At 74.1% G+C, this 12,130-nt stretch carries 12 protein-coding genes and 1 pseudogene; 9 read left to right on the forward strand and 4 right to left on the reverse strand.

Translation table 11 applies throughout. The annotated features are described in order from the left end of the window. The 3 genes from VR44_RS15280 to VR44_RS15290 all read left to right on the forward strand — a co-directional run. Positions 1 to 358: SpoIIE family protein phosphatase (locus tag VR44_RS15280; RefSeq protein ID WP_045948030.1), on the forward strand; the 358-nt coding region annotated here is incomplete at its 5' end. A gap of 539 nt (positions 359 to 897) precedes the next feature. Further along, on the forward strand, positions 898 to 2,235 hold the full coding sequence (locus VR44_RS15285) for an NsdA family TPR-like regulatory protein (protein WP_045948031.1): 1,338 nt from the start codon (positions 898 to 900) through the stop codon (positions 2,233 to 2,235). A 52-nt stretch (positions 2,236 to 2,287) separates the two neighbouring features. After that, positions 2,288 to 2,818, forward strand: a complete 531-nt coding sequence (locus VR44_RS15290; RefSeq protein ID WP_045948032.1) for an NUDIX hydrolase — start codon at positions 2,288 to 2,290, stop codon at positions 2,816 to 2,818. Between the two features lie 21 nt (positions 2,819 to 2,839). On the opposite strand, the gene VR44_RS15295 is transcribed toward VR44_RS15290, so the two are convergent. Then, complete coding sequence (locus VR44_RS15295; RefSeq protein WP_052713615.1) at positions 2,840 to 4,234, reverse strand: acyltransferase family protein; 1,395 nt, start codon at positions 4,232 to 4,234, stop codon at positions 2,840 to 2,842. Between the two features lie 73 nt (positions 4,235 to 4,307). Beyond that, positions 4,308 to 5,210, reverse strand: a complete 903-nt coding sequence (locus tag VR44_RS15300; RefSeq protein WP_045948033.1) for a 3-hydroxybutyryl-CoA dehydrogenase — start codon at positions 5,208 to 5,210, stop codon at positions 4,308 to 4,310. Between the two features lie 155 nt (positions 5,211 to 5,365). Here VR44_RS15300 and VR44_RS15305 point away from each other — a divergent pair, with 155 nt between their 5' ends. Next, on the forward strand, positions 5,366 to 6,625 hold the full coding sequence (locus VR44_RS15305; RefSeq protein WP_094191669.1) for a glycoside hydrolase family 10-like protein: 1,260 nt from the start codon (positions 5,366 to 5,368) through the stop codon (positions 6,623 to 6,625). Positions 6,626 to 6,632: 7 nt separating this feature from the next. On the opposite strand, the gene VR44_RS15310 is transcribed toward VR44_RS15305, so the two are convergent. Further along, a complete protein-coding gene (locus tag VR44_RS15310) occupies positions 6,633 to 6,848 on the reverse strand; it encodes a DUF1918 domain-containing protein (RefSeq protein WP_045948034.1) in 216 nt (71 codons plus the stop codon). Between the two features lie 59 nt (positions 6,849 to 6,907). Next, positions 6,908 to 7,840 carry a DMT family transporter gene (locus VR44_RS15315; protein WP_063778924.1) on the reverse strand — a complete coding sequence of 311 codons (933 nt, stop codon included), beginning with the start codon at positions 7,838 to 7,840 and terminating at the stop codon, positions 6,908 to 6,910. Between VR44_RS15315 and VR44_RS15320 the strand changes: the two are divergent. The 5 genes and pseudogenes from VR44_RS15320 to VR44_RS15340 form a co-directional block, all read left to right on the forward strand. Next, positions 7,839 to 9,294: pseudogene (locus tag VR44_RS15320) on the forward strand (aminotransferase-like domain-containing protein). The gene VR44_RS15315 and the pseudogene VR44_RS15320 overlap by 2 nt on opposite strands. Positions 9,295 to 9,358: 64 nt before the next feature. Then, a complete protein-coding gene (locus tag VR44_RS15325) occupies positions 9,359 to 10,123 on the forward strand; it encodes a hypothetical protein (RefSeq protein ID WP_045948035.1) in 765 nt (254 codons plus the stop codon). A 46-nt stretch (positions 10,124 to 10,169) separates the two neighbouring features. Further along, positions 10,170 to 10,700 (forward strand): GNAT family N-acetyltransferase, encoded by a 531-nt coding sequence (locus tag VR44_RS15330; protein ID WP_045948036.1) that lies wholly within the window; start codon positions 10,170 to 10,172, stop codon positions 10,698 to 10,700. Between the two features lie 45 nt (positions 10,701 to 10,745). Then, complete coding sequence (argC, locus tag VR44_RS15335) at positions 10,746 to 11,774, forward strand: N-acetyl-gamma-glutamyl-phosphate reductase (protein WP_045948037.1); 1,029 nt, start codon at positions 10,746 to 10,748, stop codon at positions 11,772 to 11,774. Further along, positions 11,771 to 12,130: bifunctional ornithine acetyltransferase/N-acetylglutamate synthase (locus VR44_RS15340; protein ID WP_045948038.1), on the forward strand; the 360-nt coding region annotated here is incomplete at its 3' end. The genes argC and VR44_RS15340, both read left to right, overlap by 4 nt.

A 12,130-nucleotide genomic window follows, 5' to 3' on the forward strand; every position in this document is an offset into this window, starting at 1 on the left:
GGAACGGGCGAAGGGCGGGGCGGGGAGGGGCTCCGCGCAGCGGCACAACGACGTGCGCGTGCTGGACGGGGGCGAGGCGTGGCCCCCGCTCGGAGTGCTGCCCGTACCGCCGGCGGCGCAACCGCGGGAGATCGGCCAACTCCGCCCCGGAGAGGCGCTCTTACTCCACACCGACGGCGCCGAGGACGCCCGTGACCGGCACGGGCGCTTCTTCCCGCTGGCCGCCTTCCTCACGGCGCAGCAGACGCTCACGCCCGCGCGGCTGGTCGCGGGCGTGCACGCCGCCCTCCTGCGCCACACCGGCGGGCGCCTGGCCGACGACGTCGCCCTGCTGGCACTGCGCAACGACCGCCCCTGACCGGCACGACGACGACGGCCGCGACGACGACGGCCCGGACAGCGACGACGGCCCGGACGGCGACCACGGCTGCGATCGGCACAACGGCCGCGAGGGCGCGACCGGTTCGGCCGGACCTCCCGGGCCGGGGGGAGTGGAACGACCCGGGCCGGTCCGGCTCGACCGGCGCTGCCGCCCCGCACCGGGCCGGTGGACGGACCCGGTGCGGAACCGGCTCGGCTCGGGCGGGGGGCCCGGCGACCAACCGGGCGGCCCCCGCGGAGCCGTGTGGTGCGCCGCCCGCCCGCCATGGAGTGTCGGGCAGACAGCAGGGCGGACGGCGCGTTCGCCGGGTCGTCGCACTGTACGAGGGGGAGCCGACGACCGGGCGGCCTCCTTGGCGAGGCTCTTAAGTGAAGCGCGGCGAGGCCCCTTCGCGGCAGGGTGCGTATCGCATTTATGCGCGTTCTTGTTTCACACCCCGTGTGAATTGGCCGCACCCCACCCCGCGCGCACCCCCGAGCCACTAGCCTGAAGCCGACGAGCCCTTGGAGGGGCCCATGCAGCCCAACGCCCTGCTCGACGCCCTCCTCGCCGAGGCGGGAATGTCCCACGCCGGACTCGCGGCGCACGTCAACCAGGCGGGCCGGTCCCGCGGGCTCGCGCTGCGCTACGAACACACCGCGGTCTCCCGCTGGCTGAAGGGGCAGCGCCCCCGCGGCCAGGTGCCCGACCTGATCTGCGAGGTGCTGGGCGGACGCCTGCACCGTCCCGTCGGCCTCGACGACATCGGGCTCGGCATCCCCGGCCGGCAGACGGCGCACGCCACCCGGCTCAGCGGCTTCGTGGACCGGGCCACCGCCCTGTGGCGCTCCGACGAGCTGGGCCGGCCCGCCCAGCTCACCGCGCCGGCCGTCACCGGGACCCCCGCCGTGATCCCGGTGTGGGAGTGGGAGAACCCGCCCGAGGACGCCGACGTGTCCCGCTCGGGCACACTGCGGATCGGCCCCGAGCACATCGAGATCCTGCGGGCCGCCCGGTCCCACTACGAGCTGATGTACCGCCGGGCGGGCGGGATGGCCACCCGGGCCCGGATCGTCCGCTTCCTCGGCAGCGAGACCGCCCCGATGCTGCGCGGCAGTTACCCCGACGACGTCGGCCGGCAGCTGCACCGTGCCACCGGGTCCCTGGTGGCGGTCGCCGGCATCTGCGCCTACGACTCGGACGCGCACGGACTCGCCCAGCGTTACTTCCACCAGGCCCTGCGCCTGGCGAAGGCCAGCGGGGACCGGGGGCTCGGGGCGTACGTGATCGCCCTGCTGGTCAACCAGTCCCTGCACCTGCGGGACTTCCGCCAGGCCGTGGCCTTCGCCGAGGCCGCGCTGCGCGCCGCGGGCAGCCAGACCACCCCGGCGCTGGCCGCCGACCTGTACGCGATGCAGGCCAAGGCCTACGCCCAGCTCGGGGACACCGCGGCCGCCCTGGCCTGCATCCGCCGGGCGGAGACGGCCGCCGAGCGGATCCGGCCCGGCAGCGAGCCGGCCGAGACGGGCTACGTCCAGCCCGGGCTGGTCAACGTACAGGTGGCCGAGGCGTTGCTCAGCCTGGGGGACCTGGACGGCGCGCACGAGCAGGCCGCCGAGGCCGTCGGCACCCCGGCGCACGACCGGGGGCGGGTGCACCGGCTGGCCATGCTGTGCGAGATCCAGCTGCGCCAGGGGGAAGCGGACCGGGCGGTGGCCTCGGCGGCCGAAATGGCCGAACGGGCCAAGGGGATGGAGTCGCTGAGGCTGCGGGACCGGCTGCGGGTGGTCCGGGAAGCCCTGCTGAGCTCCGGCTGCGCGGGAGCGGAGGAGACCGCCGGCCTCATCGACGGGGCGCTGCGCGTTCCCCTGTGACCGTCCCAGCTGCTGCCATGTTGCCACCTACGAAGCGGAAGGCGGCAGAACCGTGCAGTGGACGAACCTCAGTGAGCAGACCGTGTACAAGAACCGCTGGTTCGACGTGAACCTCGCGGACGTGGAACTCCCCGACGGACGGCACCTGGACCACTTCGTCATCCGGCTGCGGCCGGTGGCCGTGGCCACGGCCGTCAACGAGGCGGACGAGGTGCTGCTGCTGTGGCGGCACCGGTTCATCACCGACAGCTGGGGCTGGGAGCTGCCCGCCGGAGTGGTCGAGGACGGGGAGACCGTGGAGGCGGCGGCAGCCCGGGAGATGGAGGAGGAGTCGGGCTGGCGGCCCGGCCCGCTCCACCACCTGATGACCGTCGAACCCTCCAACGGGCTGACGGACGCCCGCCACCACCTCTACTGGGCGGACGGGGCCACCCACATCGGCGAACCGGAGGACGGCTTCGAGTCCTCGCGCCGCGAATGGGTGCCGCTGAAGCTCGTCCCCGACATGATCGGGCGCGGGGAGATCCCGGCCGCCAACATGGCGGCCGGGCTGCTCCTGCTGCACCACCTCCGGCTGCGCTAGGCCGGCTCCGGAACAGACGGCCTAGCCGTCCCCCCGCGCGCCGGCGCCCGCGCGTGCCGCTTCCCGCCCGGCGCCCCCCGGGGCGGGAACCGGCACGGACGCGCCGGCCGGTGCGGGGGCCGGCCACCGCCGGGCCGCCGCCTTCTGGACCCGCCGGCCCAGGTTCTGCATCGGCATCTCGACCAGCCGGTACATCAGGTGGCCGACGGTCAGCACCGCCACGAGGAACAGTCCCGTCCAGGCGATCCGGCCGAGCGTCGAGGACGGCAGCGGCGGCACCCCCACCAGGCGGCGGAGGGCGTGCGCCAGCGGGATGTGCACCAGGTACACGGAGAAGCTGATCGCGCCGAGCCAGGTCAGCACGCGAGGGAAGGGCAGCCGCCGGAGCAGGAAGCCGAGTCCGAACACGGCCCAGGCGGCCAGGTAGGCCGCCGACCAGGACAGCCAGCCGGAGGTCCAGGTGTGGTCCTGGAAGCCGTCGTGGTTGTAGAGCCATCCCACCAGCACACCCGAGACCACCACGAAACCGCAGGCGAGCAGGGACGGGACGCGGCCGCGCGAGGAGTGCTGCGCCCGGTGGACGGCCGTTCCGGCGAACATGGTCGCGAAGATCGTCCACGTCTCGTACCAGGGGGCCCGGCTGTTCAGCGAGATCAGCACCAGCCCCAGACCGGCCAGCAGCAGGGCGCCCGCCCGGGTCGGCCCGGGCCGGCCGCTGAGCACCCCGGCGAAGCCGGCGAGCACGACCGGGACGACGACCAGCAGGGCGACCCGTACCGACTGGGGGTCCGGCGTCAGGAGCTTCTCGCCGACGGCCGTGCCGACCGCGAGGGCGAGGGCGGCGCAGCCGGCCGCGATGGGGGCGCTGTGCCGGTGCAGGCCGCGGGTGAACAGGGCGGTGACGAAGAAGTAGAAGACCATCTCGTAGCAGAGCGTCCAGGTGACGTTCATGCCGTTGGTCACGCCGAGCACGTCCTGGAGCAGCAGGCCGTTGGTGATCAGCGAGGCCAGGTCGTCGCCGGTCTTCAGGATGCGGACCGAGCCGTCGCCGACCGGCAGCACCAGGAGCGCGGCCACGATGGTGACGATCAGCGCGGGGTGGATCCGGAAGAAGCGCCCGATCCAGAACGCCTGGACGTCGCCCCGGCGTTCGAGCGAGGCGGGGATGATGTAGCCGCTGACTATGAAGAACAGCATCACCCCGAAGATGCCGAGGTCGAAGTTCCGTCCCACGACGTTCCCGGACGGCAGCATCCGCAGGATGCCGAAGTGGTGCAGGGCCACGACCAGGGCGGCGATGCCGCGCAGCGCGTCGAGCCAGCCCAGCCGGGAGGCGGCCGGTCCCGACGGAGGCGCGGAAGTGGAAGGGGCGTCGGCGGACGGGGGCCGCGCCGTTGCGGTCTTCGTGCTCTTCACCGGAAGGACCCTAGCCGCACCTCGGCCGTCGCGAGGACGGCCGAGGTGCTTCTCACACCATATTCACGGCGTCTCAGCCGTACGGGTAGAAACCCGAGCCCGTCTTGCGGCCCAGGCGGCCCGCGTCGACCATCCGCTGGAGCAGCGGGGGAGCGGCGTACAGCGGCTCCTTGTACTCGGCATACATCGAGTCGGCGATCGAGGCGATGGTGTCCAGGCCGATCAGGTCGGACAGCTTCAGCGGACCCATCGGGTGGGCGCAGCCCAGCTCCATGCCGTTGTCGATGTCCTCGCGGCTGGCGATGCCCGACTCGAACATCCGGATCGCGGACAGGAGGTAGGGGACGAGCAGGGCGTTGACCACGAACCCGGACCGGTCCTGGGCGCGGACGGCGTGCTTGCCCAGTACGTCCCGCACCAGGGCCTCGGACCGCTTGACGGTCTCCTCACCGGTCGTCAGGGCCGGGATCAGCTCCACGAGCTTCTGCACGGGCGCCGGGTTGAAGAAGTGGATGCCGATGACCTGGTCGGGCCGCGAGGTCGCGACGGCCAGCTTGACCAGCGGGATCGAGGAGGTGTTGGAGGCGAGGATCGCGTCGGGTCGGGTGATCACCTGGTCGAGGACCTGGAAGATCTCCGTCTTGACCTGCTCGTTCTCCACGACGGCCTCGATGACGAGGTCGCGGTCGGCGAACTCGCCGAGGTCGGTGGTGAAGGTGAGGCGGGCCAGGGTGGCGTCCCGCTCCTCCTCGCTGATCTTGCCGCGTTCGGCGGCCTTGGTCAGCGAGTTGTGCAGCCGGGTGCGCCCGATCTCCAGGGCCTCCCCGGTGGTCTCGGCGACCTTCACCTCAAGACCGCTGCGGGCGCACACCTCCGCGATGCCCGCGCCCATCTGGCCACAGCCCACCACGCCGACCCTGGTGATGTCGGTCGGGAGGGTAGAGAGGTCCGTCACATCGTGCCTTTCGCTGCTCATCCATCGCGGGTCCCCCGGAGTTCGGCAGTGGTAACTGCACCCCGGCGCCCGCCACGCCCCCCGACGTTACTCCCGTCCTTGCCGCCGGCGGCGGGCCGGGGCGGGCATGCTGGGCGTTCGTGGAGCGTTGTCACGGAGAGGAACGGAGTCGTCACATGACGTACATCGGACGGCGGGGGCTGCTGGCGGGAGCGGCGGGGGTGCTGGCCGCGGCGGCGGGCGCGGGCCCGGCGGAGGCGGCCTCCGGGCCCGCGCGGGTACAGGGACGAGGAGGAGGGGGCCGGGCGGCGGCCCGGGAGTTCCGGGGGATGTGGATCGCGACCGTACAGAACGTGGACTGGCCCTCCGTATCGGGCCTCGCCGCCCGGGAGCAGCGCGCCGAGCTGACCGCCCTCCTGGACACCGCCGTCCGGCGCCGGCTGAACGCGGTGGTCCTCCAGGTCCGGCCGGCCGCGGACTCCTTCTGGCCGTCCGCGCGCGAGCCCTGGTCGCAGTGGCTGACCGGGACGCAGGGCAAGGACCCGGGCTGGGACCCGCTGGGCACGGCGGTCGCCGAGGCGCACGCGCGCGGCCTGGAGCTGCACGCCTGGTTCAACCCGTACCGGGTGGCCAACCACACCGACCCGTCCCGGCTGTCGGCCGCCCACCCGGCCCGCCGCAATCCCGACTGGGTCGTCCCCTACGGCGGCAAGCTCTACTACAACCCCGGGCTGCCGCAGGTGCGGGCCTTCGTGCAGGAGGCGATGCTGGAAGCCGTCTCCCGCTACCCGGTGGACGGGGTGCACTGGGACGACTACTTCTACCCGTACCCGGTGGAGGGGGAGTACTTCGACGACGACGACGCCTACGCGGAGTACGGCGCCTCCTTCGGCTCCCGCGCCGCCTGGCGCCGGCACAACACCGACACCCTGGTCTACGAGATGGCGCAGCGGCTGCGCCAGATCCGCCCGGCGGCGCGGTTCGGCGTCAGCCCCTTCGCGGTGTGGCGCAACCGGGACACCGACCCGCTCGGCTCGCCGACCCGGGCGGGCGTGCAGACGTACGACGACCTGTACGCGGACACCCGCAGGTGGGTCACCGAGGGCTGGATCGACTACATCGTGCCGCAGGCCTACTGGCAGATCGGCCACCCGCAGGCCGACTACGCGGCGATCGTGCCCTGGTGGGCGCGGACGGTCGCGGGCACGGGCGTGGACCTCTACGTGGGGGAGGCGCTGTACCGCTGCGACGCGAACAGCTCCACGGCCGCCTGGCGGGATCCGGCGGAGCTGTCCCGGCACCTGACCTTCGCCAAGAAGTACGCGGAGGTCCGCGGCCACGTGTACTTCTCGGCGAAGCACGTGGCCGCGGACCCCAACGGTGCCATGTCCAGGGTCGTCGCCGACCACTACCAGGCGGTGGCGGCGCCCCGCTGATCTGGTTTCAGTGCCAGGTGGTGGACGTGCCCTCGGGCCTGTCCGGGTGCCGTACCACGCAGTCGGGGCCGGGGGACATCACGGCGTCGTGTCCGTCCGGGAAGTGCACCCGGTACGGGGGGGCGCCGTTCTCGCCCAGCACCTCGACGATCTCGCCCACCCTGTCGTGCTGGCCCACGATCCTGCCGTGCTGCACCAGCTGGTCGCCCTCGGTCGCTCGCATCTGCTGACCTCCCTCGGAACAGGTCCGATCCGGTGCCAGTAGTTTAGGCCGATCCGGGGCTATTTGACCCGTTGGGTCACGGTGATGCAGACCAGGACCGCCCCGGCGGCCAGCGGGGTCGCCGGGGAGAGCCGCTCGCCCAGCAGCGCCACCGACCAGACCAGGGTCAGCAGCGGCTGGGCGAGCTGGAGCTGGCTGGCGCGCGGGGCGCCGATCGCGGCCATGCCGCGGTACCAGACGTAGAGCCCGAGGAAGGTCGAGCCGGCCGCCGCCCACAGCAGGCCGGCCGCTCCGTGCCAGGTCAGGTGGACCGGCTCGGCCGCGAGCCCGGCCGCGGAGCCGGCCAGCGCGAGCGGCAGGCACAGCACCAGGGCCCAGCCGATCACCTGCCAGCCCGGCATCAGCCGGGCCAGGCGTCCGCCCTCGGTGTAGCCGGCGGCGCAGACCAGGAGCGCCCCGAAGAGGTAGGCGTCCCCGGCGGAGGGGGCGCCGCCGCTCTGGGCCAGGGTGAAGCCGAGCACCACCAGGGCCCCGGCGACGGCAGCCGCCCAGAAGGCCCGCGGGGGCCGGGTGCCGGTGCGCAGCGCCGACAGGGCGGCGGTGGTCAGCGGGAGCAGGCCCACCACCACGGCGGCGTGCGAGGTGGTGGAGGTCCGCAGGGCGAGCGTGGTCAGCAGCGGGAAGCCCACGACCACCCCGCCGGCGACGACGGCCAGCCCGGCCCAGTGCTCACGGGCCGGCAGCGGGACCCGCCCGGCGAGCAGGAAGCCGCCCGCGATGACGGCGGCCAGGGCGCTGCGCAGGGCCACGAGCGACCAGGGGCCGAAGCTCTCCAGACCCCAGGCGGTGGCGGGGAAGGTCAGCGAGAAGGCGACCACCCCGAGGAGGGCCAGGGCGGTGCCGCTGCGGCTTCCTCCCGCGTGGACCGCGCTGCGGCCCCCGACCTGGACCGCTATCGGAGACGGGCGAGTAGCGCTATTCTGTGCTGTCATGTACGAGCGTAGCAGTGTGGCGGAACTGGCGGAATCCCTCCGATCCGAGCTCGACCGCTACCCGGCAGGTGGAAAGCTCCCGTCGAGCCGGGCCCTGGTCGAGCGCTACCGCGTCAGCCCCGTCACCGTCTCCAGGGCCCTGGCGCAGCTCGCGGCCGAGGGGCTCGTGACCACCCGGCCGGGCGCGGGTGCGTACCGCGCCCACCCCCGTGTCTCCGGCCTCACGCGCGGGGACACCTCCTGGCAGGAGGTGTCCCTCAGCGCCGAGGGTGCCGGGGAGGTGGTCCCGCGCTCCGTGGACGCCTCGGGCCTGCTGTCCTCGCTGGCCGCCACCCCGCCCGGCGTCATCGAGCTCAACGGCGGTTACCTCCACCCCTCGCTCCAGCCCGAGCGGGCCATGGCCGCCGCCCTGGCCCGGGCCGGGCGCCGCCCCGGGGCCTGGGGGCGGCCCCCGCTGGAAGGGCTGCCCGAGTTGCGCGACTGGTTCGCCCGGGAGATCGGGGGCGCGGTCGGGGCGCTGGGCGCGGCCGACGTGATGATCACCGCCGGCGGGCAGAGCGCCCTGACCACCGCCCTGCGGGCACTGGCCCCGCCGGGCGCTCCCGTCCTCGTGGAGTCGCCCACCTACCCCGGGCTGCTGGCCATCGCCCGCGCCTCGGGCTGCCGCCCCGTGCCCGTCCCGGTGGACGCCGACGGGGTCCGGCCCGAGCTGCTGGCCGCCGCCTTCGAGGCCACCGGCGCACGGGTCTTCGTCTGCCAGCCGCTGTTCCAGAACCCGACCGGGGCCGTGCTCGGAGCCGAACGGCGGCCCGAGGTGCTGCGGATCGCCCGGGCCGCCGGGGCCTTCGTGATCGAGGACGACTACGCCCGCAACCTCGCCCACGAGGACGCCGGACCGCTGCCCGCCACCCTGGCCGCCGAGGACGCCGACGGCATCGTCGTCCACGTGCGCTCCCTGACCAAGGCCACCTCGCCCAGCCTGCGCGTCGGCGCGCTCGCCGCCCGGGGCCCGGTACTGGACCGGCTGCGCGCCATCCAGGTGGTGGACAGCTTCTTCGTGCCCCGCCCCCTCCAGGAGGCCGCCCTTCCAGGAGGCCGCCCTCGAACTGGTCGGCGCGCCCGCCTGGCCGCGCCACCTGAGGGCCGTCGCCGCCGAGCTGCGCCACCGCCGCGACGTGCTCGCCGGGGCCCTGCGCAGGGAGCTGCCCGGGGCGGAGGTGCCGTACCTGCCGCGGGGCAGCTACCAGTTGTGGGTGCGCCCGGCCGGCGGGGGGAGCGACGCCGATTTCGCGGCCGCGGCCCTGCGCGCCGGGGTCGCGGTCGCGCCCGGCCGCCCGTACTTCTGCGCCGAGCCGCCGGCCGCGTACGTCCGGATGAGCTTCGCCGGGGTCTCCGGCCCGGGGGAGCTGGTGGAGGCCGTCCAGCGCCTGCGCGCCGGGCTGCACCGGCCCTGACCTGCTGCGGGGCGGTGGTTAAACCCCGTTGAAGGGGCGGCGGTGCGCACCTACCCTGCCGTCCATGACCGAGATTGTGATCACCTCCCTCGCCGGCCGTCCCGAACTGGCCTCCCGGCTGTGGGACATGGAGGACTCCTGGCCGCGGTTCTCCCAGCACGACTCCGTGGCCTGGCTGCTCTACCCGCGCCTGGTCGCCGAGTTCCCGGAGTACGTGTTCATCGCCACCGACGGCGACGAGGTGGTGGCCCGCGCCTTCAGCGTGCCCTTCGCGCTGCACTCCGCCGAGCGCGGCGGGCAGCTGCCCGCCCAGGGCTGGGACCGGGTCCTGATGTGGGCCTTCTCCGACCAGCGGCGCGGGATCGAGCCCGACACGGTCAGCGCCCTGGAGATATCGGTGGCCGCCGGCCGCCAGGGGCAGGGGCTCTCGGGGCGGATGCTGGCCGCCATGCGCGAGGGCGCCCGGGCCGCCGGGTTCACGGAGGTCGTGGCCCCGGTCCGGCCCAGCGGGAAGCCCGCCGAGCCGCAGACGCCGATGTCGGAGTACGCGTACCGCACCCGCGAGGACGGCCTCCCCTACGACCCCTGGCTGCGGGTCCACATCCGGGCCGGGGCCGTCATCGACTCGGTGGCCCCGCTGTCGATGACCGTCACCGGCTCCCTCGCCCAGTGGCGGGAGTGGACCGGGCTGCCCTTCGACGAGGCCGGGCAGGTCCGCGTACCTGGCGCGCTGAGCCTCGTCCACTGCGAACCGGAGCACGACTACGCCGTCTACGTGGAGCCCAACGTCTGGGTCCGCCACCCGCTGGAGCCCGCACCCGGCGCCTGACCGGAAAACACCCCGGGCGGCCCGCGAGCCGCCCTAGGGTGCCCCCATGATCGAGATTCGTGACGCGGGCGCGGCCGACGGGGACGCGCTCGGGGAGATCCACGCCGCCGCCTGGGGGGCCGCGTACGGCCCCTTCTTCACCCCGGAGTTCGCCGCCGCGGGCATCGCCGACCGGCGCACCCGCTGGCACGGCCGGGCCGCCTACGGCCCGGGGACCGTCCTGCTGGCCCTCGCCGGCGGACGGCCCCTGGCCCTGTCCTGGTACCGCGCCTCGGATGCCCGCCCGCCGGGCGCCGCCGAGATCCTCAGCTTCTACGCCCACCCCGACGGCTGGGGCACGGGCGTCTCCGCCGCCCTGATGACGGGCACGCTGGCCCGGCTGCGCACGGACGGTTTCACCACCGCGCACCTGTGGACCCTGCGCGACACGCCCCGTTCCCGCCGCTTCTACGCCAAGTCCGGCTTCGCCGAGACAGGCGCTTCGCGCCCCTGCGACTTCGGCGACGGCCGCCCCCTTGAACAGGTCGAATACGAGCGCGACTGTGGAGATGACGGACCCCGGGAACTCTTTGCATAAAACTGCATAGGTACGTATAGTCATGCCATCGAGGAGGAGGGTCCGATGGTGGTACGTGTAGCGGTGGCCGGAGCGAGCGGATACGCGGGCGGTGAGGTCCTGCGCCTGCTGCTCTCCCACCCCGAGGTGGAGATCGGCGCGCTGACCGGCCACTCCAACGCCGGACAGCTCCTCGGCGGCCTCCAGCCGCACCTGGTGCCCCTCGCCGGCCGGACCCTGGAGCCGACCACGGCCGAGGCCCTCGCCGGTCACGACGTCGTCTTCCTCGCGCTGCCGCACGGGCAGTCCGCCGCCGTCGCCGCCGAACTCGGTGACGAGGTCCTCGTCGTCGACATGGGCGCCGACCACCGGCTCAAGGACTCCGCCGACTGGGACAGGTTCTACGGCGCCCCGCACGCCGGGACCTGGCCCTACGGCCTCCCCGAGCTCCCCGGCGCCCGCGCCGCCCTCGCCGGCACCAAGCGCATCGCCGTCCCCGGCTGCTTCCCCACCGCCGTCTCGCTCGCGCTCTACCCCGCCTACCAGGCGCGGCTCGCCGAGCCCGAGGCCGTGGTCGTCGCCGCCACCGGCACCTCCGGCGCCGGCAAGGCCCTCAAGCCGCACCTGCTCGGCTCCGAGGTCATGGGCACCGCGACCCCCTACGGCGTCGGCGGCGTCCACCGCCACACCCCCGAGATGGTGCAGAACCTCTCCCCCCTCGCAGGGGAGCGGGTCTCCGTCTCCTTCACCCCCCACCTCGTGCCCATGCCGCGCGGCATCCTCGCCACCTGCTCGGCCAAGGCCCGCCCCGGCACCACCGCGGAGTCGCTGCGCGCCGCCTACGAGAAGGCCTACGCGGACGAGACCTTCGTCCAGCTGCTCCCCGAGGGCGTCTGGCCCACCACCAAATCGGTGTACGGCTCCAACTCCGTCCACCTCCAGGTCGCCTACGACGAGTCCGCCCAGCGGATCATCGCCATCAGCGCGATCGACAACCTGACCAAGGGCACCGCCGGCGGCGCGGTGCAGAGCATGAACATCGCCCTCGGGCTTCCCGAGGCGACGGGACTTTCCACGATCGGAGTCGCACCGTGAGCGTCACGGCAGCACAGGGATTCACGGCGGCGGGCATCGCCGCCGGGATCAAGGCGAACGGCAACCCCGACCTGGCCCTCGTGGTCAACAACGGGCCGCGACTGGCCGCCGCCGGCGTCTTCACCTCCAACCGGGTCAAGGCCGCACCGGTCCGCTGGTCCGAGCAGGTCCTGCGCGGCGGCACGGTCAGCGCCGTCGTCCTCAACTCCGGCGGCGCCAACGCCTGCACCGGCCCCAAGGGCTTCCAGGACACCCATGCCACCGCCGAGAAGGTCGCCTCCGTCCTGGGCGGCGAGCACAACGCGGGCGAGATCGCCGTCGCCTCCACCGGCCTGATCGGTGTCCTGCTGCCGATG

The sequence above is a fragment of the Streptomyces katrae genome (assembly GCF_000966975.1).
GTDB classification, from domain to species: domain Bacteria; phylum Actinomycetota; class Actinomycetes; order Streptomycetales; family Streptomycetaceae; genus Streptomyces; species Streptomyces katrae.